This is a genomic window from Leptothrix sp. (in: b-proteobacteria) (assembly GCF_965250675.1).
Taxonomy (GTDB): domain Bacteria; phylum Pseudomonadota; class Gammaproteobacteria; order Burkholderiales; family Burkholderiaceae_C; genus Sphaerotilus.
The window spans coordinates 498,637-523,478 of record NZ_CBDFPH010000008.1; the positions used below are offsets into that span (position 1 = coordinate 498,637).

At 68.3% G+C, this 24,842-nt stretch carries 22 protein-coding genes and 4 tRNA genes; 22 read left to right on the plus strand and 4 right to left on the minus strand.

From position 1 onward, the window contains the following. The first annotated feature begins 10 nt into the window (after positions 1 to 10). Both AC5IG3_RS11620 and gshB read left to right on the plus strand, forming a co-directional pair. On the plus strand, positions 11 to 1,180 hold the full coding sequence (locus tag AC5IG3_RS11620) for a benzoate/H(+) symporter BenE family transporter (RefSeq protein WP_491906782.1): 1,170 nt from the start codon (positions 11 to 13) through the stop codon (positions 1,178 to 1,180). A gap of 21 nt (positions 1,181 to 1,201) precedes the next feature. Beyond that, complete coding sequence (gene gshB / locus AC5IG3_RS11625; protein WP_491906460.1) at positions 1,202 to 2,149, plus strand: glutathione synthase; 948 nt, start codon at positions 1,202 to 1,204, stop codon at positions 2,147 to 2,149. Here gshB and AC5IG3_RS11630 read toward each other — a convergent pair. Beyond that, complete coding sequence (locus tag AC5IG3_RS11630; protein ID WP_491906461.1) at positions 2,116 to 5,712, minus strand: indolepyruvate ferredoxin oxidoreductase family protein; 3,597 nt, start codon at positions 5,710 to 5,712, stop codon at positions 2,116 to 2,118. The genes gshB and AC5IG3_RS11630 overlap by 34 nt on opposite strands. Positions 5,713 to 5,843: 131 nt before the next feature. Here AC5IG3_RS11630 and AC5IG3_RS11635 point away from each other — a divergent pair, with 131 nt between their 5' ends. The 3 genes from AC5IG3_RS11635 (at position 5,844) to ppk2 (ending at position 8,528) form a co-directional block, all read left to right on the plus strand. After that, complete coding sequence (locus tag AC5IG3_RS11635; RefSeq protein ID WP_491906462.1) at positions 5,844 to 6,383, plus strand: Lrp/AsnC family transcriptional regulator; 540 nt, start codon at positions 5,844 to 5,846, stop codon at positions 6,381 to 6,383. Then, entirely contained in the window at positions 6,380 to 7,522 is a 1,143-nt protein-coding gene (locus tag AC5IG3_RS11640; RefSeq protein WP_491906463.1) for a GGDEF domain-containing protein, read from the plus strand. Before AC5IG3_RS11635 ends, AC5IG3_RS11640 begins: the two co-directional genes overlap by 4 nt. An 82-nt stretch (positions 7,523 to 7,604) precedes the next feature. Next, complete coding sequence (gene ppk2 / locus AC5IG3_RS11645; RefSeq protein WP_491906464.1) at positions 7,605 to 8,528, plus strand: polyphosphate kinase 2; 924 nt, start codon at positions 7,605 to 7,607, stop codon at positions 8,526 to 8,528. 27 nt (positions 8,529 to 8,555) lie between these two features. On the opposite strand, the gene mltA is transcribed toward ppk2, so the two are convergent. The 3 genes from mltA to apaG form a co-directional block, all read right to left on the minus strand. Continuing rightward, positions 8,556 to 9,851 (minus strand): murein transglycosylase A, encoded by a 1,296-nt coding sequence (gene mltA / locus AC5IG3_RS11650; protein WP_491906465.1) that lies wholly within the window; start codon positions 9,849 to 9,851, stop codon positions 8,556 to 8,558. Between the two features lie 130 nt (positions 9,852 to 9,981). After that, a complete protein-coding gene (locus AC5IG3_RS11655; RefSeq protein WP_491906466.1) occupies positions 9,982 to 12,036 on the minus strand; it encodes a site-specific recombinase in 2,055 nt (684 codons plus the stop codon). Then, on the minus strand, positions 12,033 to 12,407 hold the full coding sequence (apaG, locus tag AC5IG3_RS11660) for a Co2+/Mg2+ efflux protein ApaG (protein WP_491906467.1): 375 nt from the start codon (positions 12,405 to 12,407) through the stop codon (positions 12,033 to 12,035). The genes AC5IG3_RS11655 and apaG overlap by 4 nt, the downstream gene beginning before the upstream one ends. Before the next feature lie 81 nt (positions 12,408 to 12,488). Here apaG and rpe point away from each other — a divergent pair, with 81 nt between their 5' ends. From rpe to nusG, 17 genes are all read left to right on the plus strand, one after another. Further along, positions 12,489 to 13,175 carry a ribulose-phosphate 3-epimerase gene (gene rpe / locus AC5IG3_RS11665; RefSeq protein WP_491906468.1) on the plus strand — a complete coding sequence of 229 codons (687 nt, stop codon included), beginning with the start codon at positions 12,489 to 12,491 and terminating at the stop codon, positions 13,173 to 13,175. 85 nt (positions 13,176 to 13,260) lie between these two features. Next, positions 13,261 to 14,484 carry an acyl-CoA dehydrogenase family protein gene (locus AC5IG3_RS11670; protein ID WP_491906469.1) on the plus strand — a complete coding sequence of 408 codons (1,224 nt, stop codon included), beginning with the start codon at positions 13,261 to 13,263 and terminating at the stop codon, positions 14,482 to 14,484. 73 nt (positions 14,485 to 14,557) lie between these two features. Then, positions 14,558 to 15,004, plus strand: coding sequence for a hypothetical protein (locus AC5IG3_RS11675; protein ID WP_491906470.1), 447 nt, complete (start codon positions 14,558 to 14,560; stop codon positions 15,002 to 15,004). A gap of 75 nt (positions 15,005 to 15,079) precedes the next feature. Beyond that, complete coding sequence (locus AC5IG3_RS11680) at positions 15,080 to 16,108, plus strand: hypothetical protein (protein WP_491906471.1); 1,029 nt, start codon at positions 15,080 to 15,082, stop codon at positions 16,106 to 16,108. Positions 16,109 to 16,150: 42 nt separating this feature from the next. After that, on the plus strand, positions 16,151 to 16,840 hold the full coding sequence (gene gph / locus AC5IG3_RS11685; RefSeq protein WP_491906472.1) for a phosphoglycolate phosphatase: 690 nt from the start codon (positions 16,151 to 16,153) through the stop codon (positions 16,838 to 16,840). A gap of 317 nt (positions 16,841 to 17,157) precedes the next feature. Beyond that, entirely contained in the window at positions 17,158 to 18,645 is a 1,488-nt protein-coding gene (gene trpE / locus AC5IG3_RS11690) for an anthranilate synthase component I (RefSeq protein WP_491906473.1), read from the plus strand. A gap of 10 nt (positions 18,646 to 18,655) precedes the next feature. Next, on the plus strand, positions 18,656 to 19,222 hold the full coding sequence (locus tag AC5IG3_RS11695; protein ID WP_491906474.1) for an anthranilate synthase component II: 567 nt from the start codon (positions 18,656 to 18,658) through the stop codon (positions 19,220 to 19,222). 18 nt (positions 19,223 to 19,240) lie between these two features. Beyond that, a complete protein-coding gene (gene trpD / locus AC5IG3_RS11700) occupies positions 19,241 to 20,278 on the plus strand; it encodes an anthranilate phosphoribosyltransferase (protein ID WP_491906475.1) in 1,038 nt (345 codons plus the stop codon). A gap of 21 nt (positions 20,279 to 20,299) precedes the next feature. After that, positions 20,300 to 21,091 carry an indole-3-glycerol phosphate synthase TrpC gene (gene trpC / locus AC5IG3_RS11705; RefSeq protein WP_491906476.1) on the plus strand — a complete coding sequence of 264 codons (792 nt, stop codon included), beginning with the start codon at positions 20,300 to 20,302 and terminating at the stop codon, positions 21,089 to 21,091. Between the two features lie 55 nt (positions 21,092 to 21,146). Then, the gene (locus AC5IG3_RS11710) at positions 21,147 to 21,830 is read left to right on the plus strand and encodes a uracil-DNA glycosylase (RefSeq protein ID WP_491906783.1); all 684 of its coding nucleotides are present in this window, start codon (positions 21,147 to 21,149) and stop codon (positions 21,828 to 21,830) included. Positions 21,831 to 21,892: 62 nt separating this feature from the next. After that, positions 21,893 to 21,978, plus strand: a tRNA-Tyr gene (locus tag AC5IG3_RS11715). An 87-nt stretch (positions 21,979 to 22,065) separates the two neighbouring features. Then, a tRNA-Gly gene (locus AC5IG3_RS11720) sits at positions 22,066 to 22,139 on the plus strand. A gap of 79 nt (positions 22,140 to 22,218) precedes the next feature. Then, positions 22,219 to 22,293 (plus strand) — tRNA-Thr (locus AC5IG3_RS11725). Between the two features lie 54 nt (positions 22,294 to 22,347). After that, a complete protein-coding gene (gene tuf / locus AC5IG3_RS11730) occupies positions 22,348 to 23,538 on the plus strand; it encodes an elongation factor Tu (RefSeq protein ID WP_491906477.1) in 1,191 nt (396 codons plus the stop codon). 14 nt (positions 23,539 to 23,552) lie between these two features. Further along, positions 23,553 to 23,628, plus strand: a tRNA-Trp gene (locus AC5IG3_RS11735). A gap of 131 nt (positions 23,629 to 23,759) precedes the next feature. Beyond that, complete coding sequence (gene secE, locus AC5IG3_RS11740) at positions 23,760 to 24,143, plus strand: preprotein translocase subunit SecE (RefSeq protein ID WP_491906478.1); 384 nt, start codon at positions 23,760 to 23,762, stop codon at positions 24,141 to 24,143. A gap of 21 nt (positions 24,144 to 24,164) precedes the next feature. Further along, positions 24,165 to 24,731: a transcription termination/antitermination protein NusG gene (gene nusG / locus AC5IG3_RS11745; protein ID WP_491906479.1), complete on the plus strand. Its 567-nt coding sequence runs from the start codon at positions 24,165 to 24,167 to the stop codon at positions 24,729 to 24,731. Positions 24,732 to 24,842 lie beyond the last annotated feature (111 nt).

Genomic DNA, 24,842 nt, shown 5'->3' on the forward strand with positions numbered 1-24,842 from the left:
GCGCACTTTGATGCGCAGCTTCTGGCGCGACCTGTCCCTGCCGGCCGTCGTTGCCGGCTTCGTCGCGGTGCTGGTGGGCTACACCAGTTCGGTCGTGATCGTGTTCCAGGCCGCACAGGCGCTGGGCGCCACGCCGGCGCAGCTGACGTCGTGGATGGTGGTGCTCGGCCTGGGCATGGCGGTGACCAGCGCGGGCCTGAGCCTGCGCTACCGCCGCCCGGTGCTGACCGCCTGGTCGACGCCCGGCGCGGCGCTGCTGGTCACCGCCGGGGCTGGTGTGTCCTACGCCGAGGGCCTCGGCGCCTTCGTCGTCTGCGGCGTCCTCATCGCGCTGGCGGGCGCCACGGGCGCCTTCGAGCGCGTCATGAACCGCATTCCCCAGGCCCTGGCTGCCGCGCTGCTGGCCGGCGTGCTGGCGCGCTTCGGCATGGACGCCTTCGGCGCGCTGCGCACCGACTTCACGCTGGTCGCGCCGATGTTGCTGATCTACCTGCTCGGCCGGCGCCTCTGGCCGCGCTACGCCGTGCCGGGCGTGCTGCTGTGCGGGCTGGCGATCGCCGCTGCGCAGGGCCAGCTGCAGTGGGCGCAGGTCGAATGGCGCTGGGCTGTGCCGGTCTGGACGATGCCCGAGTTCAGTCTGCGCGCCTTCATCGGCGTCGCGCTGCCGCTGTTCGTCGTCACCATGGCCTCGCAGAACCTGCCCGGCGTGGCGGCGCAGCGCGCAGCGGGTTACGACACCCCCGTGTCGCCGGTCATCACCGTCACCGGCCTGGCCACGCTGCTGCTGGCGCCGTTCGGCGGCTACAGCTTCAACCTGGCTGCCATCACCGCGGCCATCTGCATGAGCCGCGAGGCGCACGAAGACCCGGCGCGCCGCTACACCGCGCCGGTCATGGCCGGCGTGTTCTATCTGTTGATGGGGCTGGCCGGCGGCGCGGTGGTCGGGCTGATCGCCGCTTTCCCCAATGCGCTGGTGCTGGCCGTGGCCGGGCTGGCGCTGCTGGGCACCATCGGCGCGGGGCTGGCGGCGGCGCTGGCCGAGCCCCGGTGGCGCGAGCCGGCGCTGATCACTTTCCTGGTCACCTTGAGCGGCCTCAGCCTCGCCGGCATCGGCGCGGCCTTCTGGGGCGTGGTGGCCGGCACCCTGGCGGTGGCCGTGCAACACTGGCGCGCCCGCTGAAATCACTTCTGGACTGCGCCCATGGACCTGCTGTTTGTTGCCGACCCGATCGAAACCTTCAACATCAAGAAGGACTCCACCTTCGCGATGATGCGCGAGGCCGCCCGGCGCGGTCACCACCTGCACGTCTGCGAGCCACGTGACCTGGTCTGGAAGCGTGGCAGCCGCGTCGTGGCGCGCAACGCCCGCACGCTGGTGCTGACGGGCGACGCCGAGCGCTGGTACGACGTCGTCACCACCCATGAGCTGGCGCTGGCCGACGCCGGCGCGGTGCTGATGCGCAAGGACCCGCCCTTCGACGCCGAATACCTCTACTGCACCCACCTGCTGCAGCAGGCCGAGCGCGAAGGCGCGCGCGTCTTCAACCGCCCGCAGGCGCTGCGCGAGCATCCGGAAAAGCTCGCCATCCTCGAATTCCCGCAATTCATCACCCCGACGCTGGTGACGCGCGAGGCCAGCGCCATCAAGGCCTTCCATGCCGAGCAGCAGGATATCATCCTCAAGCCTTTGGATGGCATGGGCGGCATGGGCATCTTCCGCGTCGGGCCGGACGGGCTGAACCTGGGCTCGATCACCGAGACCCTCAACCAGGGCGGCGCCCAGACCGTGATGGTGCAGCGCTACCTGCCCGAGATCACGGCGGGCGACAAGCGCATTCTGGTGATCGACGGCGTGCCGGTGCCCTACGCGCTGGCGCGCATTCCGCAGGGCAGCGAGATCCGCGGCAACCTGGCGGCTGGCGGCAAGGGCGTGGCCCAGCCGCTGAGCGCGCGTGACCGCGAGATTGCCGAGGCGCTCGGCCCGATCCTGGCCGCACGTGGCCTGCTGCTGGTCGGGCTGGACGTGATCGGCGACTGCCTGACCGAAATCAACGTCACCAGCCCGACCTGCTTCCAGGAAATCACCGACCAGACCGGCTTCGACGTGGCCGCGCGCTACCTCGATGCGCTGGAAGCCGCGCTGGACTGAAGCCGGGTCGACTCCCGCCACTGCCGCATCGCCGCCGCCCAGCGTGGCCGCAACTCGGCCAGGTGCCGCGCCTTGATGCGGCCGTAGCCGCGCAGGTGCTCGGGCAGGGTGGCGATCTCGACCGCCTGCGCCAGCCGCGTGGCGTCCAGGTCGCGCAGCAGTTCTTCGATGTCGGCGCGGTACTCCGCGATCAGCGCGCGCTCGGTGCGGCGTTCCTCGGTGTGGCCGAAGGGGTCGAAGGCGGTGCCGCGCAGGCGCTTGCCGCGTGCCAGCAGCGGCATCAGCCGGTGCATCCACGGCCCGAAGGCCTGCTTGACGGCTTCGCCACGCTCGTTCTTACGGCCCAGCAGCGGCGGGGCGAGGTGGTGGACGATGCGGTAGTCGCCCTCGAACATCGCGCTGATCTGCGCGTCGAAGCCCGCCGCACTGTGCAGCCGCGCCACCTCGTACTCGTCCTTGTAGGCCATCAGCTTATAAAGATAGCGCGCCACCGCCTCGCTCAGCCGCGTGCTGTGCAGCGGCGCCTCGGCGGTGCGCACGCGCTCGACGAAGGCGCGGTAGGTCTCGGCGTAGGCGGCGTTCTGGTAAGCCGCCAGGTCTTCGACGCGGCGGCGCAGCAACTCGTCGAGCGAGGGGCGCTTGACGATCTGGATCACCTGCGCCGCTGCATACAGCGCCCGCACCGGCGCCAGGTCGTGCGCGCAGTGCCGGCCCCACTCGAAGGCGGCGCGGTTGTTGTCGACCTGCACGCCGTTGAGCTCGATCGCCCGGTGCAGCGCCGCGCGGCTCAGCGGCACGTGGCCGCGCTGCCAGGCATAGCCCAGCAGCAGCGGGTTGGTGTAGATCGAGTCGCCCAGCAGCTTGACCGCCACCTCATCGGCATCGAACGCACCCAGCATCGCCGCGCCCACGCTGTGGCGCAGTGCGCTTTCGCAGGCCGAGGCTGGAAACGCCCAGTCCGGGTTGTGCACCAGCGCGGCGGTCGGGGCGGGGTGGGTGTTGAGCGCGACAAAGCTGCGGCCTTCGGCCATCAGGCTCATCGTCTCGGTTTGCGCCGCGACGATGCCGTCGCAGGCAATCACCAAGTCGGCCTTGGCGGTGTCGACCTTGGTGGTGAAGATGGCGGCGGGCGTATCGGCGATCTGGATGTGGCTCCAGGTCGCGCCGCCCTTTTGCGCCAGCCCGGCGCTGTCCTGCGTCACCACGCCCTTGCCTTCCAGGTGCGCGGCCATGCCCAGCAGCTGGCCGATGGTGATGACGCCGGTGCCGCCCACGCCGGCCACCACGATGCCGAAAGCCGCCGTGCAGTCCGGCAGGTGCGGCTCGGGCAGTTCGCCCAGCGACTCGGGGGCGATGCGCGTGTCGGCCTTGGGCTTCTTCAGCTGCCCGCCTTCGACGGTGACGAAGCTCGGGCAGAAGCCGTTGACACAGGAATAGTCCTTGTTGCAGCTGCTCTGGTTGATGCGGCGCTTGCGGCCGAATTCGGTCTCGACCGGCTCGACCGACAGGCAGTTGCTCTGCGTGCTGCAGTCGCCGCAGCCTTCGCAGACGCGTTCGTTGATCACCACGCGCTTGGCCGGGTCGACCAGCGTGCCGCGCTTGCGGCGGCGGCGCTTCTCGGTGGCGCAGGTCTGGTCGTAGATCAGCACGGTGCAGCCGGGCGCCTCGCGCAGCGCGCGCTGTACGGCGTCCAGGTCGTCGCGGTGGCGCACGGTCACGCCCGGGGCGAGGCGGCTGCGCACGGCGGCGTCCTGGTACTTGTCCGGCTCGTCGGTGACGATGACGATCTGGCGCGCGCCTTCGGCTTCCAGCTCGCGCGTCATCTCGGGCACCTTGAGCACGCCGTCGACCGGCTGGCCGCCGGTCATGGCCACGGCGTCGTTGTAAAGGATCTTGTAGGTGATGTTGACGCCGGCCGCGATGGACTGTCGCACCGCCAGCAGGCCCGAGTGGTAGTAGGTGCCGTCGCCCAGGTTGGCGAACACGTGCGGCTCGCGCGTGAACGGCGCCTGTCCGACCCACGGCACGCCTTCGCCGCCCATCTGGGTGTAGGTGCTGGTGCTGCGGTCCATCCAGATCGTCATGAAATGGCAGCCGATGCCGGCCACCGCGCGCGAACCTTCCGGCACCCGCGTGCTGGTGTTGTGCGGGCAGCCGGAGCAGAACCAGGGCGTGCGCTCGCCGGTCCTGGCGTCGGCGACGGCAGTCTTCAGCGCCAGCATCTGGCGCTCCTTGGCGTCCAGCACCGCCAGGTGCCGGTCCATGCGCACCTGCACGTCTTCGGGCACGCCGAGCTTTTTCAGGCGCTTGGCGATGGCACGCGCGATCAGCGCGGGCGTCAGGTCGAGCTTGGCGCGCAGCAGCCAGTTCTCGCTCGGGTTGGGGCGGCTCCATTCGCCGCCGCTGTGGTCGCCCTCCGGCTCGTCGAACTTGCCGACCACGTCGGGCCGCACGTCGGCGCGCCAGTTGTAGAGCTCTTCCTTCAACTGGTACTCGATCACCTGGCGCTTTTCCTCGACCACCAGGATTTCCTGCAGGCCGCGGGCGAATTCGCGTGTGATGGTGGCTTCGAGCGGCCAGACCACGCCGACCTTGTGCAGCCGGATGCCCACGCGCCGGCAGGTGGCGTCGTCCAGCCCCAGGTCGGCCAGCGCCTGGCGCGTGTCGTTGTAGCTCTTGCCGCTGGCCATCAGGCCGAAGCGGGCGTCGGCGCTGTCGATCACGGTGTGGTTGAGCCGGTTGGCGCGCACATAGGCCAGCGCGGCGTACCACTTGTAGTCCATCAGCCGCGCTTCCTGCTCGACGCGGTCGTCGGGCCAGCGGATGTGCAGGCCGCCGGGCGGCATGGTGAAGTCCTCAGGCAGGACGATGCGGGCGCGGTCGGGGTCGATCTCGACCGACGCGGCGCTTTCCACCACTTCCTGGATGGTCTTCATCGCCGTCCAGACGCCCGCATAGCGGCTCATGGCGAGCGCGTGCAGGCCGAGGTCGAGGATCTCCTGCGCGCTGGCCGGAAAGAACACCGGCATGCCGCAGGCCTTGAAGATGTGGTCGCTCTGGTGCGGCGCGGTGCTGCTCTTGGCGACATGGTCGTCACCGGCAATCGCCAGCACGCCACCGTGGCGCGCAGTGCCGGCGATGTTGGCGTGCTTGAACACGTCGGCACAGCGGTCCACGCCCGGCCCCTTGCCGTACCAGAGGCCGAAGACGCCGTCGTGCTTGTTGTGCTGCGGGTAGAGGTCGAGCTGCTGCGTGCCCCACACGGCGGTGGCGGCCAGCTCTTCGTTCACGCCGGGCTGGAAGACGATGTTTTGCTGGGCCAGGTGCTTCTTGGCCTGCCACAGCGCCAGGTCGTAGCCGCCCAGCGGGCTGCCGCGGTAGCCGCTGATGAAGCCGGCGGTGTTGAGGCCCGAGCGCGCATCGCGCAGTTGCTGCAACATCGGCAGCCGCACCAGCGCCTGCACGCCGCTCATGAAGGCGCGGCCGTGGCCCAGGGTGTACTTGTCGTCCAGCGTGGCGGCCTGCAGCGCGCGGCGCACGGTATCGGTGAGAGGGGCGTTCATCGTGGCGGCTCCGGCGGGGACAATGACAAAAAGTGTAGGCAGCCGGCGCCTGCAAGTGTTTTCTTTCTTTGCCCAAAATCAGCCGTGCTCAGCAACGAATGAATTGATTTGCCGTGGTCAAAGAAACAGGATTGCCCAACAAGCCGAATTCAGGGAAAACCCGCGATTCGGACGCAAGCGAGGCGCCGGGCATCGGGCTCGACCGCTACGACATCGCCATCCTCGACGAGTTGCAGCGCGATGCGCGCCTGTCCAACGCCGAGCTGGCCGCGCGCATCGGCCTGTCGGCGGCACCCACCTGGCGGCGCGTCAAGCGGCTGGAAGAGCAGCGCTACATCACCGGCTACCGGGCCGAGATCGACCGCCACCGCATCGGCCTGGGCGTGCTCGCCTTCGTGCGCGTGGACGCCGAGCGCAACAACGCTGCCGAGGTGCAGGCACTCGAAGCCGCCATCCGCGCGCTGCCCGAGGTGGTGGCCTGCCACTACATCAGCGGCGCCGGCACCTTCGAGCTGCAGGTGGTGACCACCGACCTGGACGCCTACTCGCGCTGGACCCGCGACGTGCTGTTCGCGCTGCCCAACCTCAAGGACCTGCACACCAGCTTCTCGCTCGGCGAGGTCAAGGCCGGCTCGGCCTGGCCGCTGGGGCACCTGGGGACGCGCACGTGAGGAGCCGCTGGCTCACCCGTCAGGTCGAGCGCTGGACCGGCCTGCTGATCGGCCGCGAGCTGCCGCAGCGCATGCGCGCCTCGCAGAGCCTGTTCGCGCTGATGACCTATGTGCTGTTTGCGCTCGGCCAGCAGGTCGAGGTCCGCCTCGGGCTGGTCGACGCGGACCGCGCCCACCTGCTGGCCGCCGTGCTGCTGGGCGGCGCGGCGCTGTTCTACGGGCTGGTGCGCAGCGGCTGGAACCAGCGCTTGCGCGATCCTTCCATGACGTTCGTGCAGATTTTCTTCGCGCTCACCCTCAACACCTGGGCCTATGCCATCACCGGCCCGGCCCGGGGTGCGCTGTTGAGCGTGTCGGCGCTGATCCTGCTGTTTGCCACCTTCAAGCTCACGTCGCGCCAGTCGATCGGCCTGGCGCTCTACAGCTTCTTCAGTCTGGCGGCCGTGATGGCCTGGCGCAGCCAAACCGACCCGGCTGCGTACGACCCGCGTGTCGAAGCCGTGCACCTGATCTTTGCCGCCATCATCCTGAGCGGCACCGGTGCGCTGCTGACCCGCCTGGTGCGGTTGCGCCAGCGCCTGCTCCAGCAACGCCGGGAGCTGAGCGAGGCGCTGGAGCGCATCCGCCTGCTCGCCACCCGCGATGAACTCACCGGCCTGCCCAACCGACGCGCGCTGCTCGACGCGCTGGCGCTGGAAACCGCCCGCCAGGCACGCGCCGCGCCGCTGTCCGCCCCGCTGGCGCTGGTGCTGATCGATCTGGACCACTTCAAGCGCGTCAACGATCAGTTCGGCCACGCCGTGGGCGACGCCGTGCTGCGCGGCTTTGCCGAACGCGCCAGCGCCGGGCTGCGCGCCACCGACATGCTGGCCCGCTGGGGCGGCGAAGAGTTTCTGCTCATGCTGCCCGCCACCAGCGCCGAGCAGGCGCTGCTGTGCGTGGAGCGTCTGCGCGAACGCCTGCGCGCCGAGCCGCTGCTGCAGGCGCCGCTGATTCCGCAGCCGGCGCTGTACGTGACCTTCTCTGCCGGCGTCAGCGTGTGCGAGGGCACCGCCGACCTGCACCCGGCCATTGACCGTGCCGACCAGGCCATGTACCGCGCCAAGAGCGGCGGGCGGGACCGGGCGGAGCGAGGCTAGGCCGCGCCCTGCGGCGCCTTCATCGCCGTGTCACGCAGTTCAGCCAGCCTGCCGGGGTTGCAACACTTTCACCCCGCGTCCCATGAAGCCTGAACTGCCGCCCGAAGAACACCAGGAGCTGATCCGCCGCATCGAGCGCGATCTGATCGACGGCTACGACGAGGAGCTGGAGCTCGAACTCGAGGACCGCCATCTCGACGCCCTGGCGCCCGGTGCCGACGAGGCGGCCGACCGCAGCGCCCGCCAGCGCTACTTCCGCGAGCTGTTCCGCCTGCAGGGCGAACTCGTCAAGCTGCAGGACTGGGTGGCGCACAGCCGCCACAAGGTCGTCATCATCTTCGAGGGGCGCGATGCGGCCGGCAAGGGTGGCGTCATCAAGCGCATCACCCAGCGGCTGAACCCGCGCGTCTGCCGCACCGTGGCGCTGCCCGCGCCCAACGACCGCGAGCGCACGCAGTGGTATTTCCAGCGCTACGTCAGCCACCTGCCGGCCGCCGGCGAGATGGTGCTGTTCGACCGCAGCTGGTACAACCGCGCCGGCGTCGAGCGGGTGATGGGCTTCTGCAATGACGACGAGGTGGAGGAGTTCTTCCGCTCGGTGCCGGAGTTCGAGCGCATGCTGGTGCGCTCGGGCGTGCAGGTCATCAAGTACTGGTTCTCGATCACCGACGATGAGCAGCACCTGCGCTTCCTGGGCCGCATCCACGACCCGCTCAAGCAGTGGAAGCTCAGCCCGATGGACCTGGAGTCGCGCCGCCGCTGGGAGGACTACACCAAGGCCAAGGAAGCCATGATCGAGCGCACCCACATTCCCGAGGCGCCGTGGTGGGTGGTGCAGGCGGTCGACAAGAAGAGCGCGCGGCTCAACTGCATCCACCACCTGCTGTCACAGATGCCGTACGCGGAGGTGCCGCGCTCGGGCATCGAGCTGCCCGAGCGGGTGCGCCATGACGACTACTTCCGCCAGCCGGTGCCGGCCGAGATGGTTGTGCCCGAGGTGTATTGAGGCGCTGAGTACGGTCTCAGCGCGGCCTCAACGTGGCCACAGCGCCCACAGCCGCAGCGGCTGCTTGGTGCGGCCGGCGCGTTCCTCGATGCCGTCGCCCCAGCCCCAGAAGAAGTCGGCGCGCACCGCGCCGGTGATGGCGCTGCCGGTGTCCTGCGCCACCACCAGCCGTTGCAGTGGGCGGGCGGGTGGCGGGTTGAGGCTCCAGGGCTGCGGCTCGGTGCTGGCCAGCCAGACGGGGGTGCCGTAGGGAATGCTGTCGCGGTCGACGGCAATCGAGCGGCCGGGCGTGAGCGGCACGCCCTGCGCGCCGACGGCGCCGATGTTCGGGTCGGGCAGGGCTTCTTCGCGGAAGAAGACGTAGCGCGGGTTGACGTTGAGCATCTCGCGCACGCGGGCCGGGTTGGCGCGCGCCCAGCTGCGGATCGCCGGCCAGTTGGCCTGCTCCAGCGTGAACGCGCCCTGGTCGACCAGCCAGCGACCGACCGACTGGTACGGCTGGTCGTTGTGGCCGGCGTAGGCCAGCCGCACGGTGCGGCGCGCGCCGTTGGGGTCGGTGAACTGCAGCCGGCCAGAGCCCTGGATCTGCACCAGCAGCGCGTCGAGCGGGTCGGCCACCCAGGCGATCTCGCGGCCCTTGAGGGCGGCCTGTGCGGCGGGCAGCGTGTCGATCTGGGCGCGGCTGTACCAGGGCTTGCGCCCGCCGAGTTCGGGCGGGACCGCGTGCAGCGGCACGCTGAAGCGCTCGGTGCGCTGGCGGCTGGCTTCGATCAGCGGCTCGAAGTAGCCGGTGAGCAGGCCGTCGGCCCGGCCATCGGGTGATTCGACACGCCATGGTTGCAGGCGGGTGTGCAGAAAATTGCGCAGCTGCACCTCGTCGGCATGGCGGGCCAGGCCGCGTGCGGCGGCGCAGGTGGGCGCCCAGGTGGCGGCCATCTGCTGCGGTGTCAGGCTCAGTGCGGCGGACGGTGGGGTGGCGGGTGTGGCAAGCGAGGCTGGCGCGGCACCGTTGAGCAGCGCGCTGGCGGCCACCGTGCTGTGCCGGTCGCAGCTGCGCAGCAGGGCCGGCCAGGCCTGCTGCACGCTGTCTTCACCCCAGCCCGGCAGGTCTTCCCAGGCGGCACGCGCCCAGCGGCCGCGGTTGGTGAGGCGCAAGGCGTCGGCCGAGGGTGCGGGCGCGCTGACGGTGGGCGGTGGCTCGGCCGGCAGCGGCGCCATGCTGCTGCAGGCGACCAGGCTGCCTAGAATCGCCGCCGCTGCCGTGACCATCAAGGGCCGCAGCCCACGTGCGTCGCGCCCGACGAAATTTGAGGACTTGAACATGACGCTGATTTTGCTGGAAGCCCTGGGCGCTGGCGTGCTGCTGGTGGGCATCATCTGGTGGACGATGTTCTCGGGCCGCAAGAATGGCGAGCGCCGCAGCGACGACGAGTGACGCCGCCGCCCGCGTGGATCAGGCCGCCGGCGGTCGCAGAAAGCTCATCGGCGCTTCGCGCAGACGCTGGCGCAGCGCGGCGTAGAGCTGGTCGCGCTCCTTCACGCGCAGGCCCCGCGAGCGCAGCGCCACCTTGAACGCCAGGGCAAAGCTCACCAGCAGGTTGAGCGCGCCGGTGAACGGAATGGCCGCCACGCACCACCAGAAGGCCGGCTCGCGCAGCAGGCCGGTGCCGAGCGTGCCGAGCGCGGCGGCAATCTGGCCGGTGGACAAGGTGACGTGGCGCACCTCGATGGGCAGGCCGAAGAAGCCCGCCAGCGCCGGCACCAGCCCCAGCAGCAGGCCGAGCGAGATGTTGGCCGCCAGCCCCGAAATGTTGGCGCGGCACCAGCGCGACCAGCGCTGCGCCCGCCCGGCGCCCAGCAGGCGCACGATGCGCGGGTTCCAGGCGATGGCGCTGTCGAGCCGGTGGAACACGAACCAGTTCTCCCACCAGCCGGCGATCAGGCTCGACGCGAACAGCAGCACGCCGGTAAAGGCGGCAAAGGCCAGCGTCGGGCCGAGCAGGGTCAGGCTCTTGAGCACGTACAGCGCGTCGTGTTCGCTCACCACCGGTGCACCGGCCAGCCACCACGCCAGGCCCTGCATCGCCAGCACGCCGGGGATCACCACCGCCAGGTTGCCGACGATGCCGGCGATCTGCGAGCGGATCAGGTGCGCCACCTCATCGACAAAGCTCTGCAGCGCCGCATCGCTGACGGTCACGCCTTCGAGCTTGGCGGCCATGGCGGGCGCCGTCATGGCCGGCTGCTTGGTGGCCACGGTCCAGTGCAGCAGGTGGATCAGCACGAAGCTGCCGGCATAGTTGATGCCCGCCCAGAAGCCGCCCCAGAACGCCGACAGCCCCAGCCCCATGAGCAGGAATTTCATGAGCGTGGTGCCGACGATCACCAGCCCGCCGCCGCCGGCGCGCAGCAGCATGTCGCGGTACTCGGCGGCGGTGCGGGTGATGTAGTGCTCGCCGGTTTCGGCGCTGCGCTCGGCGACCTTGCGCGCCAGCATGGAGTAGTGGTGCGAGAACAGCGCCCCCAGGCCGCGGCGCTCCTGCGCGGCTTGCGCCAGTTGCGCCAGCAGCCAGGGCCAGGTGCGCGCCGGTTCGGGGCTGACCAGGCAGGTCAGCAGGGCGTCGATGCGCTCTGTGCGCTGGCGCAGCTGGTCGACCTGGAACACCACGTCGACCGAGATGCCGTACACGTCCAGATGCTCGCGCACGCTGGCCGCAGCCTGCCGGCAGGCATCCGCCAGCGCGCGCAGGTACTGCACCTGCTGCAGCAGCGCGGTCGGATCGGGCTGGGCGGCCAGCTCGGGCAGCGCGATGCTGGCGTTGACCAGCTGGTGGTAGGGCCGGCTTACCTGCGTGGCTGGGTCCATGCGCAGGCGCAGGCTCGGGCCCATGGCGGCGGCACGCACCTGGCTGGCCAGCAGCTGGATGGCGTCGAGCAGCGCCTCGCGCCAGCGCGCGGCCAGGTCGTCGTCGATCAGCAGCTGCGCCAGGCGCTGCCAGGTGCCGGTGTCGATGCGGTTGAGCCAGTCGGCGTCACCGGCGTCGCGCAGCACCATCTGGAAGAGCTGGCCGAGGTCTTCGGTGTCCGGCGTGCCGGGCAGGCAGGCCAGGCGCAGGCGTTCGCTTAGCTCGCTGGCAAAGCCGGCGCGCGGTGCGAAGCCGAAGTCGGCCAGCAGCGCGCTGGCGTCGCTCTCGCTCAGCACGCTGTGCAGCAGGCTGCGCACGCGGGCGGCGTGTTCGGGGTGGCGCTCCAGCACGTTGAGCATGTGGCGCAGCCGGCGCACCGGCCAGGGCGTGGCGCCGTTTTCCTCGTGCACCGGCGTGGCGCCGGCGCTGCCGCCGCGTTCCTGGCTGGCGCTGGTTTCGCTCACCGGGCTGCGCAGCCATTCGGCCAGGCGGATCAGCCACAGGTGGCGTTCGGGGCGGCCTGCCTGGGCCGAGGCGGCGTTGAGCAGGGCGGTCAGGTCCCAGCGGCTGTGGGACCACCAGCGGCGCAGCGCCGTGATCAATGCAGTGCTCTGGCTTGCGCCAGATCGAAGACGGGCACCGGGGCCTCGAACCAGCGGGCGTCATCGGTCATGCAGAAGTAGGTGCCCTGCATGCGGCCGTGCGGCGTGGCCAGGCGCGTCCAGCTGGTGTATTCGAACTTCTCGCCCGGCTGCAGCAACGGCTGGTGGCCGATGACGCCCAGGCCGCGCACCTCGTCGACGTGGCCGGCGGCGTCGGTGATGACCCAGTGCCGCCCCACCACCTGCGCGGGCGTACTGCCTGTGTTGCTGATGATGACGGTGTACGAGAAGGCGTAAAGCCCTTGGGCCTGGTCCGACTGTTCCGGCAGGTACTGGGTGCTGACCGAGCAGCTGAGGGTGGGGGCTGACATGGCGAAGATCATAGACCGTGCTGCCGCTGCAGTCAGGCGGCGGTCAGGCGGGGGCGGACGGTCTTTCTAGAATCCATGGCCATGAGCAGCCCTACCTACCGCATCGCCCCGTCCATCCTCTCGGCCGACTTCGCCCGCCTCGGCGACGAAGTGCGCAACGTGCTTGCCGCCGGCGCCGACTGGATCCACTTCGACGTGATGGACAACCACTACGTCCCCAACCTGACCTTCGGCCCGATGGTCTGCCAGGCGCTGAAGAAGCACAGCGTCAAGCCTGATGGCACCGCCTGTCCCATCGACGTGCACCTGATGGTCAGCCCGGTCGACGAGCTGGCGCTGTCGTTCGCCAAGGCCGGCGCCGACCTGATCAGCTTCCACCCCGAGGCCAGCGGCCACGTCGACCGCACGCTGCAGCTCATCAAGGGCGCGGGCTGCCAGGCCGGCCTGGTGTTCAACCCGGCCTCGTCGCTGGACGCGCTGGAGTACGTGATCGACCGGGTCGACCTGATCCTGATCATGAGCGTCAACCCGGGCTTCGGCGGCCAGAGCTTCATCGACAGCGCGCTGCGCAAGGTCGAGCGCGCCCGCAAGCTGATCGAGCAGACCGGCCGCGACATCCGCCTGGAGGTTGACGGCGGCGTCAAGATCGACAACATCCGCCGCGTGGCCGACGCGGGCGCCGACACCTTCGTGGCCGGCAGCGCGATCTTCAATACGCCCGACTACAAGTCGGTGATCGACGCCATGCGCGTCGAGCTGGCGCGCTGAAGCGGGTCTGACCTGTCACCCAGGCGCTCGCCGCGCCGGGCGTCCTCTGGCATAAGCGGGTTCTTCACCCGCTGCAGAGGACGCCATGGACTTCGAACCCTCCCCGCGCTGCCAGGACTTGCGCGCCCGGCTGCTGGCCTTCATGGCCGAGCACATCGAGCCCAACGAGGCACGCTACCTGGCCGAGAGCGCCGCGCACCGCGCCGCCGGCAACGCCTGGCAGCCCAGCGCGCTGATCGCTGAACTGAAACCGCTGGCGCAGGCGCGCGGGCTGTGGAACCTGTTCCTGCCGCAGTCGGCGCGGGCGCCGCAGGGCCTGTCCAACCTCGACTACGCCAGCCTGTGCGAAATCATGGGCCGCGTGGCCTGGGCACCCGAGGTCTTCAACTGCTCGGCGCCCGACACCGGCAACATGGAAGTGCTGGAGCGCTACGCCAGCGAGGCCCTCAAGCGCCGCTGGCTCGACCCGCTGCTGGCCGGCGAGATCCGCTCGGCGTTTGCGATGACCGAGCCGGACGTGGCCTCGTCCGACGCCACCAACATCGAGTCGAGCATCCGCCGCGACGGCGACCACTACGTGCTCAACGGTCGCAAGTGGTGGACCTCCGGCGCGCCCGACCCGCGCTGCGCGGTCTACATCTTCATGGGCAAGACCGACCCGGCGGCCGAGCGCCACGCCCAGCAGTCGATGATCGTGGTGCCCGCCGACACGCCCGGCATCACCGTGCTGCGCCACCTGTCGGTGTTTGGCTACGACGACGCGCCGCACGGCCACGGCGAGTTGCTGTTCGACAACGTGCGCGTACCGGCCGACCACCTGCTGCTGGGCGAGGGCCGCGGCTTCGAGATCGCGCAGGGCCGCCTCGGCCCGGGGCGCATCCACCACTGCATGCGCAGCATCGGCGCGGCCGAGCGGGCGCTGGAGTTGATGTGCCGGCGCCTGCTGGGCCGCGTCGCCTTCGGCAAGCCGCTGGCGGCGCAGGGCGTGTGGCACGAGCGCCTGGCCGAGTCGCGCCTCCTGATCGACCAGGCCCGGCTGCTCACGCTCAAGGCCGCGTGGATGATGGACACGGTCGGCAACAAGGGCGCCCGCGCCGAGATCGCGATGATCAAGGTCGTGGCCCCCAATGTGGCCTGCCAGGTGATCGACTGGGCGATCCAGGCGCATGGTGGCGCGGGTGTCAGCGAGGACTTTCCGCTGGCCGCCATGTACGCGATGCAGCGCACCCTGCGGCTGGCCGACGGCCCTGACGAGGTGCACCGCAGCGCCATCGCCAAGATCGAGCTGGCCAAGCACCGGCCCCGGTGAAGGCGGGTGGTTCAGGCTGCTTTCATCCGCATCGGGTCCAATCGGCGGCTCCGACCCTCTTTGCGCCCTGCCCATGCCCTCTGCCATGCTGTTTGCCGTGCCCACCGCTGCGTTTCTTTCAGACCCGCGCCGCCACGCCCTGGCGGCGGTCCTGTGCGTGGCGGCGCTGGCGGCGGGCTGCAATGTCGCGCCCGGGGGCGAGGAGCAGTTCGCCTGCAGCGGCCAGGAGCAGGTGAGCTCGCTGTTCGTGGGCGATGACGCCGCCACGGCGATCCAGAAAGCCCATCCGGCCCGGCTCGACATCAATCTGCGCTCGCAGAAGGTCTTCGCCAAAGGCTACGCGGCGCAATACAGCGAGGACGGTCCGGTGCTGAGCTTTGCCATCAAGGGCGAGGCGGCGTGGCTCAACGGCCAGCTCGACCGCCGAACCGGCGCGCTGACGCTGATCGAGGAGCGCACGCTCGGCATCGCCGGCCGCACGCAGCAGGTGCGCACCTCGGGCCAGTACGTCTGCAAGTAAGCCGGCCTTCATCGCCCTGACACATCGGCCCGACAGAGTGCGCGGCTGTTGTTCAGTTGCCGTGGAGTGAAGGTCATGAAGATGTCGAATGTGTTGAGCCGTGTGGCGTTGGCGGTGGGCGTGGTGGTGGCGATGGCGGGCTGCGCCTCGCAGCCGGTGTCGTCGTCGGGTGAGGGCCGGTTCACCTTCGGCCTGTGGGGCGACATGCCCTACCAGCGCAACAGCGACGGCCCCAGGATCCCGGCGCTGCTGGCCAGTCTCAACGCGTCGGACATCGCGTTCTCGATCTACGACGGCGACATCAAGGACGGCAGCTCGCGCTGCGACGACAAGGTGTTCAACGATGCCAAGGTGATGTTCAACACCCTGGAGCGCCCGACGGTCTACGTCCCCGGCGACAACGAGTGGACCGACTGCCACCGCACCAACAACGGCGGCTTCAACAACCTGGAGCGCCTGGCCTTTCTGCGCAAGTCCATGTTTGGCGTGCCGGGCACCTTCGGCAAGACGAGCATGGCCACCGAACAGCAGGGCAAGCCCGGCGAGGCTTACGCCGAGAACCAGCGCTTCCTGCATCAGGGCGTGCTGTTCGTGACGCTCAACATCCCCGGCAGCAACAACAACCTCGTGCTGTCCACGGCCGACTGCAGCAGCAAGAGCGCCCGCACGCCGGCCGATTGCGACGCCGACAACGCCGAATTCCTGGCCCGCGATGAAGCCAATGTGCGCTGGCTGAAGGAGAGCTTCGCGCAGGCTCGCGCCAAGAAGGCGCTGGGCGTGGTGGTGGTGTTCCAGGCCGATCCGGGCTTTGACCTGCCCGAGACCGAGCAGGTCGACGAAAGCCAGGCCCGTGGCGTCAGCGGCTACCGCAACTTCATGACCCAGCTGACCGCCGAGACCGAGCAGTTCGCCGGCCAGGTGCTGATGGTCCACGGCGACACGCACTACTTCAAGCTGGACATGCCGCTGCACAGCCCCGCCAGGCTGCTGCCCAACTTCACGCGTCTGCAGACCTTCGGCAGCCCGTCGGTGCATTGGGTGCGCGTGAGCGTGGACCCGACCAACCCGCGCGTGTTCTCGATCCAGCCGGTGATCGTGCGCTGAGGCGAGCCAGGCGCCCGTGGCGGGTGTGGTCGAATCTGCACCATGTTTCCTCCTGATCTGAACTTCGCCGATTTCCAGGCCGCCATCGTCGATCTGGACGGCACGATGGTCGACACCCAGGGCGACTTCGTCGTCGCGCTGGGCCTCACGCTGGCCGAACTGGGCCTGCCCACGGTGGACGCCGCCTTCGTGGCGCACACGGTGGGCAAGGGCAGCGAGCACCTGATCCGCACGACGCTGGCGCATGTCGGCGGCGACGCTGCGCTGTACGACGCCGCGTGGGACGCCTACCAGCGCCACTACCTGGCCATCAACGGCCGGCATTCGGCGGTGTACGAGGGCGTGGTCGAAGGCCTGCAGGGCTTGCGCTCGGCGGGGTTGCGGCTGGTCTGCCTGACCAACAAGCCCGGCGCCTTCGCCCGCCCGCTGCTGGCGGCCAAGGGGCTCGACGGCTACTTCGAGCACGTCTTCGGCGGTGACGCCTTTGCGCGCAAGAAGCCCGATCCGCTGCCGCTGCTCGAAGCCTGCCGTGCGCTGGGCAGCGTGCCTGCGCGCACGTTGATGATCGGCGACTCCAGCAACGACGCCCAGGCCGCACGCGCCGCCGGCTGCCCGGTGGTGCTGGTGAGCTACGGCTACAACCACGGCGAGCCGGTGCACGGCGTCGACGCGGACGGCGTGTTCGACCGGCTCGATCTGCTGCCGGCGGCCTTGGCGCCGCAGGGCCGCTGATACACTGGTTTGGCCATGTCCATCTCGCGCGAAAGCGAACATTCCAGCGGCTCTGCCCGCGCCCTCAGCCCCACCAGCCTCGTCAGGTCGCATGACCGGGGAGCCTGGCCCTGGCGTCGCTCCTGACGATGCCTGGACGCGGCCCCCGCCGCGTTTGATCTGCTGATGATGGCCACTGCGCCCACCTTCGGGGCGGCGGCCAAGACGGAATACCGGCCACTCCGGTGGCTTTTCCGGAATCGATCAACCAGGCCCGCGGCCCTCGCGTGCACCTGAGACAGCGCGAGTCGAGCCGGTGGGCCTCTGGAGCGCTCAACGTGATCACTGAACTCGAATTCCAAAGCCTGGCCCGCGAAGGCTACAACCGCATCCCGCTGGTCAGCGAGGCCTTCGCCGACCTGGAAACCCCGCTGTCGCTCTACCTGAAGCTCGCCGGCGGCAAGCCCTACAGCTTCCTGCTGGAGTCGGTGGTGGGGGGCGAGCGTTTCGGGCGCTATTCCTTCATCGGCCTGCCGGCGAAGACGCTGCTGCGCACCACGCTCGGCGTGACCGAGGTCGTGACCGACGGCCAGGTGGTCGAGCGCCATGAAGGCAACCCGCTCGATTTCATCGAGGCCTACCAGAAGCGCTTCAAGGTCGCGCTGCGTCCCGGCCTGCCGCGTTTCTGCGGCGGGCTGGCGGGTTACTTCGGCTACGACACGGTGCGCTACATCGAGAAAAAGCTCGCCGACACGCGCCTGCCCAATGGCATTGGCACGCCCGAGATCCAGCTGCTGCAGACCGAGGAGCTGGCGGTGATCGACAACCTGTCGGGCCGGCTCTACCTGATCGTCTACGCCGACCCCGGCCAGAGCGAGGCCTACTTCAAGGCCAAGAAGCGGCTGGCCGACCTGGCCGATCAGCTGCGCTACAGCGTCACGGCGCCGCAGGTCAAGCGCGGCGCCTCGTACGCAGTGGAGCGTGAGTACGCCAAGGCCGACTTCGAGGCCGCGGTGCTCAAGGCCAAGGAATACATCGCCGCCGGCGACTGCATGCAGATCGTCATCGGCCAGCGCCTGAAGAAGCGCTATACCGAGAACCCGCTGTCGCTCTACCGCGCGCTGCGCTCGCTCAACCCGAGCCCGTACATGTATTACTACGACATGGGCGGCTTCCAGATCGTCGGCGCCTCGCCGGAAATCCTGGTGCGGCAGGAGGCGCGCACGGTCGACGGCAAGTCCGAGAAGATCGTCACCATCCGCCCGATCGCCGGCACGCGCCCGCGTGGCGCCACGCCCGAGCTGGACGCGAGCCTGGAGGCCGAGCTGCTCGCCGACCCGAAGGAGCGCGCCGAGCACCTGATGCTGATCGACCTGGCGCGCAACGACATCGGCCGCATTGCCAAGACCGGCACGGTGAAGGTCACCGAGGCCTTCGGCATCGAGCGTTATTCGCACGTGATGCACATCGTCAGCAACGTCGAGGGCGTGCTGAAGGACGGCATGAGCAGCCTCGACGTGCTGCGCGCCAGCTTTCCCGCCGGCACGCTCAGCGGCGCTCCCAAGATCCACGCGATGGAGATCATCGACCAGCTCGAGATCAGCGAGCGCGGCATCTACGGCGGTGCGGTCGGCTACCTGAGCTTTGCCGGTGACATGGACGTGGCCATCGCCATCCGCACCGGCATCGTCAAGGACCAGACGCTCTACGTGCAGGCCGGCGCCGGCGTGGTGGCCGACTCGGTGCCCGAGATGGAATGGAAGGAGACCGAAGTGAAGATGCGCGCGGTGATCCGCGCGGCCGAGCTGGTCGAAGAAGGCTTCTGAGGAGAACGACATGCTGCTGATGATCGACAACTACGACTCCTTCACCTTCAACCTGGTGCAGTACTTTGCCGAACTGGGCGAGGACGTGCGCGTGCACCGCAACGACGAGATCACGCTGGCCGAGATCGAGGCCTTGAAGCCCGACCGCCTGGTGCTGTCGCCCGGGCCGTGCTCGCCGGCCGAGGCGGGCATCTGCATCGAGAGCATCCGCCACTTCGCCGGCCGGCTGCCGATCCTGGGCGTGTGCCTGGGGCACCAGAGCATCGGCGCCGCCCTGGGCGGCAACATCGTGCGGGCGCAAGTGCAGATGCACGGCAAGGCCGACACGATCACGACCGATCAACAAGGCGTCTTCGCCGGCCTGCCCGAGCAGTTCAGCGTGGTGCGCTACCACTCGCTGGCAATTGAGCGCGCCACGCTGCCGGCCGAGCTGGTCGTCACCGCCACCAGCGGCGACGGCGAAATCATGGGTGTGCGTCACCGGACGCTGGCGATCGAGGGTGTGCAGTTCCACCCCGAATCGATCCTGAGCGAGCACGGCCATGCCATGCTGAAGAACTTTCTGGAGATGCGCTGAACGCGCGCGGAGCAAGCCATGACCATCACCAACACTGAAGCGCTGACCCGGCTGGTCGACCACCGCGAGATCTTCCACGACGAGATGCTGGCGCTGATGCGCCGCATCATGAGCGGCGAGATGTCGCCGGTGATGATCGCGGCCTTCGCGGTCGGCCTGCGCGTCAAGAAGGAAACCATCGGCGAGATCACCGCCGCCGCGCAGGTGATGCGCGAGTTCGCCACGCCGGTGGCCATCGCCGACAAGTCGCATCTGGTCGACATCGTCGGCACCGGGGGCGACAACTCGCACACCTTCAACATCTCGACCACGTCGATGTTCGTGGCGGCTGCCGCCGGCGCGCGCGTGGCCAAGCACGGCGGGCGCAGCGTCTCCAGCACCTCGGGCAGCGCCGATGTGATGGAGGCGCTGGGCGCCCGCATCGACCTGTCGCCCGAGCAGGTGGCCGCCTGTCTGGCCGAGACCGGCATCGGCTTCATGTTCGCGCCCAACCACCACGCGTCGATGCGGCACGCCGCGCCGGTGCGCAAGGAACTGGGCGTGCGCACGATCTTCAACATCCTGGGGCCGCTGACCAATCCGGCTGGCGCGCCGAATCAGGTGCTGGGCGTGTTTCACCCCGATCTGGTCGGCATCATGGTGCGGGTGCTGCAGCGGCTGGGCTCGGAGCATGTGCTGGTGGTCCACGGCATGAACGGCATGGACGAGATCTCGCTGTCGGGCGAAACCATGATCGGCGAGCTGAAGAACGGTCAGGTGCATGAGTACATCGTCCACCCGGCCGATTTCGGCCTGCCGGTCTACGACTCGCGCGTGCTGCGCGTGGCCAACAAGGAAGAGTCGGTGGCCTGTATTCGCCGCGCGCTGGCCAACGAGGACGGCCCGGTGCGCGACATCGTGCTGCTGAACGCGGCCTCCGCGCTGTACGCAGCCGGTGTGGCCGGCTCGATTGCCGACGGCGTGGCAGCGGCGCGCGAGGCGGTGGCCTCGGGCCGCGCGCTGACCAAGCTGCAGCAGTTCGTGGCGACGACGCAGGCGCTCAAGAGCGCCACCTGAACCCGCAAGACGGAAACCGACATGAGTGACATCCTGAACAAGATCGTGGCCACCAAGCGCGAGGAAATCTCGGCGGCCAAGCTGCGGCGCTCGCTGGCATCGCTACGTGCCGACGCCGAAGCCCGCACCGACGTGCGCGGCTTCGAGGTCGCGCTGCGCGCCAAGGTGGCCGCAGGCCAGGCCGCGGTGATCGCCGAAATCAAGAAAGCCAGCCCGAGCAAGGGCGTGATCCGCGCCGACTTCCGCCCGGCCGAGATCGCGCAGAGCTACGAGCGCCACGGCGCCGCTGCCTTAAGCGTGCTGACCGATGCGCCTTACTTCCAGGGCGCGACCGAGTACCTGCTGCAAGCCCGCGCCGCCTGCGCGCTGCCGGTGCTGCGCAAGGATTTCATGGTCGACGAATACCAGGTGCACGAGGCCGGTGCGATGGGCGCCGACTGCATCCTGCTGATCGCTGCCTGCCTGAGCGACGCGCAGATGGCCGATCTGGAAGCGGTGGCGCTGGCGCACCGCATGGATGTGCTGGTCGAGGTGCACGACCGCGCCGAGTTGCACCGCGCGCTGCGCCTGAAGACGCCGCTGCTGGGCATCAACAACCGCAATCTGCGCACCTTCGAGGTCACGCTCGACACCACGCTGGGCCTGCTGGCCGAGGTGCCGGCCGATCGCCTGCTGGTGACCGAGTCGGGCATCCTGACTGCGGCCGACGTCCAGCGCATGCGCGCGGCGAACGTGCATGCTTTCCTGGTTGGCGAGACCTTCATGCGTGCGTCCGATCCAGGCGTGGCGCTGGCGGCGCTGTTTGGCGCCTGAGGTGGGTGACCTGTTTGGCGCGGCGGCGCTGCCCGCCAATGCCTTGCGCGGGTCGATGGTCGACCAGTGGGCGAGCGTGCCGCCGGACTGGCAGGCGGTGACAGAGCCGTTCCGGCACAGCGCGGCGGGCAGGGCGCTGGACCGTTTCATCGAGGCCCGGCTGGCGGCGGGCGCCATGGTCTATCCGGCGACGGTGTTCGAGGCACTGCGCCTGACACCGCTGTCGCAGGTGCGCGTGGTCATCCTCGGTCAGGACCCGTATCACGGCCCGGGGCAGGCGCACGGGCTGGCGTTTTCGGTGCTGCCGGGCCAGAAGATTCCGCCCAGCCTGCGAAATATCCATAAAGAATTGCAGCGCGATCTGCGCGGCGCCCCAGCGCGTGACGGCGATCTGCGCGGCTGGGCGCGCCAGGGCGTGTTGCTGCTCAACACCACCTTGACGGTCGAGGAGGGTCGCCCTGCCAGCCACGCCCGCCAAGGCTGGGAGGTGTTGACCGATGCGCTGATCGCCGCCGCGTCTGCCTTGCCACGGCGCGTGGTGTTTCTGCTGTGGGGCGCCCACGCGCAGACCAAGATGATGCTGATCGATGCCAACCGGCACGTGGTTCTGTGCGCCAACCACCCGTCGCCGCTGTCAGCCAATCGTCCGCCGGCGCCATTCATGGGATGCGGGCACTTTTCGGCAGCGAGCAAAGCACTGGCAGGGGTGCCATTGAACTGGTCTGGCACAGATCAATAAAAAGATTGGTTGGGGGCTTGCCAGGAGCAAATAAAGCCCCCTATAATTTGGGGCTGCACTGTGGAGGGGTGCCCGAGTGGCTAAAGGGGGCAGACTGTAAATCTGTTGGCTTACGCCTACGCTGGTTCGAATCCAGCCTCCTCCACCAGCAGTGTCCCGATGCAAGTCTTGCGTTGTGGTTGTGGATCAAGTCGGGCGCATTCCGGTGATGTGCTCGACTTGTCGGCTTGACAGGGCGGGAGTAGTTCAATGGTAGAACTTCAGCCTTCCAAGCTGATAGCACGGGTTCGATTCCCGTCTCCCGCTCCATGCGTTGATTTGGTGAGGTGAATTTGGTTGGTGCTGGTCGGCACCGGTTTGTGCGTCATGCGCTCAGACCTGTGTCGATGCCCATGTGGCTCAGTGGTAGAGCACTCCCTTGGTAAGGGAGAGGTCGCGCGTTCGATCCGCGCCATGGGCACCAACCTTTTATCTTCTAGCACGACCGTCCAATTGATCGCACGCAGGAGCGCTGAAAATGGCAAAAGAGAAATTTGAGCGGACCAAGCCGCACGTGAACGTCGGCACCATCGGTCACGTCGACCACGGCAAGACCACGCTGACGGCGGCCATCACCACCGTGCTGGCAGCCAAGTTCGGCGGCGCAGCCAAGGCGTATGACCAGATCGATGCGGCACCGGAAGAGAAGGCCCGCGGCATCACCATCAACACCGCGCACGTCGAGTACGAAACGGCCAACCGCCACTACGCACACGTCGACTGCCCCGGCCACGCCGACTACGTCAAGAACATGATCACCGGCGCCGCCCAGATGGACGGCGCGATCCTGGTGTGCTCGGCCGCTGACGGCCCGATGCCCCAGACGCGTGAACACATCCTGCTGGCTCGCCAGGTGGGCGTGCCTTACATCATCGTGTTCCTGAACAAGTGCGACATGGTGGACGACGCCGAGTTGCTGGAACTGGTCGAGATGGAAGTGCGCGAGCTGCTCTCCAAGTACGACTTCCCCGGCGACGACACCCCGATCGTTCAGGGTTCGGCCAAGCTGGCACTCGAAGGCGACAAGGGTCCGCTGGGCGAAGAAGCCATCATGAAGCTGGCTGACGCACTCGACACCTACATCCCGACGCCTGAGCGCGCCGTGGACGGCGCCTTCCTGATGCCTGTCGAAGACGTGTTCTCGATCTCGGGTCGTGGCACCGTCGTGACCGGTCGTATCGAGCGCGGCATCGTCAAGGTCGGCGAAGAAATCGAAATCGTCGGCATCACCACCACGCAGAAGACCACCTGCACGGGCGTCGAAATGTTCCGCAAGCTGCTCGACCAAGGTCAGGCAGGCGACAACGTCGGCATCCTGCTGCGCGGCACCAAGCGCGAAGACGTGCAGCGCGGCCAAGTGCTGTGCAAGCCGGGTTCGATCAAGCCGCACACGCACTTCACGGGCGAGATCTACGTGCTGTCGAAGGAAGAAGGCGGCCGTCACACGCCGTTCTTCAACAACTACCGCCCGCAGTTCTACTTCCGCACGACCGACGTGACCGGTGCCATCGAGCTGCCCGAAGGCAAGGAAATGGTCATGCCGGGTGACAACGTGTCGATCACCGTCAAGCTGATCGCCCCGATCGCCATGGAAGAAGGCCTGCGCTTCGCCATCCGTGAAGGTGGCCGTACCGTCGGCGCCGGTGTTGTTGCCAAGATCCTCGACTAAGTTTTCAAGGCCACAGGGGTATAGCTCAATTGGCAGAGCGTCGGTCTCCAAAACCGAAGGTTGTAGGTTCGATTCCTACTGCCCCTGCCAGGCACTCTTGCTGAAGCAGTGGTGTCGTTGGCTAGATAGGCAGCCCGCAGGACGCAGTTGTGCCCTGGCGGGCTTTGCTGCTGTTAGGCGGCTCGCATTTGCGCTTCCGCAATACAGGCCGGGTTCATCCGATGTCCACACAAGAAATCGAAACCATCTCCACCAGCGCCGACAAGGCCAAGCTGGGTGTTGCCATTGCCTTGCTGCTGGGTTCACTGGTGGCGTTCTACGCCTTGTCGTCTCAGGGTGTGTACGCACAGTGGGGTGTCCTGCTGGTGATGCTGGCCGGTGCGGCTGCCATGTTCTTCATGGCGGAAGCGGGGCGGTCGCTGATCGCCTACGGTCGCGAGTCGATTCGTGAGTTGCGCAAGGTGGTCTGGCCTGAGCGCAAGGAAGCCATGCAGATGACGGCTTACGTCTTTGCCTTCGTGGTGGTGATGGCGCTGTTTTTGTGGACGACCGACAAGACGCTGGAGTGGGTTTTCTATGACCTGGTCCTCGGCTGGAAGCGTTGAAATAATCAACAGGGGCTGACGATGAGCGAAGTTCAGGCCAATACGCCGGCGGCAGTTCCGCTGCGCTGGTACGTTGTCCATGCCTACTCGGGCATGGAAAAAGCGGTTGAGCGCAACTTGCGCGAGCGCGTCGAGCGCTCCGGCATGCAGGCCAAATTCGGCCGTGTTCTGGTTCCGACCGAAGAAGTGGTCGAAATGAAGAACGGCAAGAAGGCCGTGACCGAGCGTCGCTTCTTCCCCGGCTACGTGCTGGTCGAGATGCAGATGGACGACGAGTCCTGGCACCTGGTCAAGAACACCAGCAAGGTCACTGGCTTTGTGGGCGGCGCCAAGAACCGACCGACGCCCATCTCGGAAGACGAGGTCATGAAGATCGTCAACCAGATGCAGGAAGGCACTGAGAAGCCGCGTCCCAAGGTCGAGTGGGAAGTGGGCGAGGTCATCCGCGTCAAGGACGGTCCGTTCTCGGACTTCAACGGCTCGATCGAAGAAGTCAACTACGACAAGAACAAGGTGCGTGTGTCGGTGACTATTTTTGGTCGCGCCACGCCGGTCGAGCTGGATTTCCATCAGGTCGAGAAGGTCTGACGCTGCTTCACTGATTTTTGCTGCTGCGCATCGGCCCGACGCAGCGGTCTCGCAAGGAGGTTCAACACCTCCCAGGGTCCACCAACGAGGAGCCCGTGTTCCGGGCGTTTG

Bases quoted from the DNA above. Each gene is read 5' to 3' on its own strand.
- AC5IG3_RS11695 (WP_491906474.1), top strand. From the start codon at position 18,656: ATGCTGCTGATGATCGACAACTACGACTCCTTCACCTTCAACCTGGTG.
- gshB (WP_491906460.1), top strand. From the start codon at position 1,202: ATGGACCTGCTGTTTGTTGCCGACCCGATCGAAACCTTCAACATCAAG.
- nusG (WP_491906479.1), top strand. From the start codon at position 24,165: ATGAGCGAAGTTCAGGCCAATACGCCGGCGGCAGTTCCGCTGCGCTGG.
- apaG (WP_491906467.1), bottom strand. From the start codon at position 12,407: ATGTCAGCCCCCACCCTCAGCTGCTCGGTCAGCACCCAGTACCTGCCG.
- trpC (WP_491906476.1), top strand. From the start codon at position 20,300: ATGAGTGACATCCTGAACAAGATCGTGGCCACCAAGCGCGAGGAAATC.
- AC5IG3_RS11670 (WP_491906469.1), top strand. From the start codon at position 13,261: ATGGACTTCGAACCCTCCCCGCGCTGCCAGGACTTGCGCGCCCGGCTG.
- AC5IG3_RS11675 (WP_491906470.1), top strand. From the start codon at position 14,558: ATGCCCTCTGCCATGCTGTTTGCCGTGCCCACCGCTGCGTTTCTTTCA.
- gph (WP_491906472.1), top strand. From the start codon at position 16,151: ATGTTTCCTCCTGATCTGAACTTCGCCGATTTCCAGGCCGCCATCGTC.
- AC5IG3_RS11630 (WP_491906461.1), bottom strand. From the start codon at position 5,712: ATGAACGCCCCTCTCACCGATACCGTGCGCCGCGCGCTGCAGGCCGCC.
- ppk2 (WP_491906464.1), top strand. From the start codon at position 7,605: ATGAAGCCTGAACTGCCGCCCGAAGAACACCAGGAGCTGATCCGCCGC.
- rpe (WP_491906468.1), top strand. From the start codon at position 12,489: ATGAGCAGCCCTACCTACCGCATCGCCCCGTCCATCCTCTCGGCCGAC.
- AC5IG3_RS11620 (WP_491906782.1), top strand. From the start codon at position 11: ATGCGCAGCTTCTGGCGCGACCTGTCCCTGCCGGCCGTCGTTGCCGGC.
- mltA (WP_491906465.1), bottom strand. From the start codon at position 9,851: ATGTTCAAGTCCTCAAATTTCGTCGGGCGCGACGCACGTGGGCTGCGG.
- AC5IG3_RS11680 (WP_491906471.1), top strand. From the start codon at position 15,080: ATGAAGATGTCGAATGTGTTGAGCCGTGTGGCGTTGGCGGTGGGCGTG.
- secE (WP_491906478.1), top strand. From the start codon at position 23,760: ATGTCCACACAAGAAATCGAAACCATCTCCACCAGCGCCGACAAGGCC.
- tuf (WP_491906477.1), top strand. From the start codon at position 22,348: ATGGCAAAAGAGAAATTTGAGCGGACCAAGCCGCACGTGAACGTCGGC.
- AC5IG3_RS11710 (WP_491906783.1), top strand. From the start codon at position 21,147: ATGGTCGACCAGTGGGCGAGCGTGCCGCCGGACTGGCAGGCGGTGACA.
- trpD (WP_491906475.1), top strand. From the start codon at position 19,241: ATGACCATCACCAACACTGAAGCGCTGACCCGGCTGGTCGACCACCGC.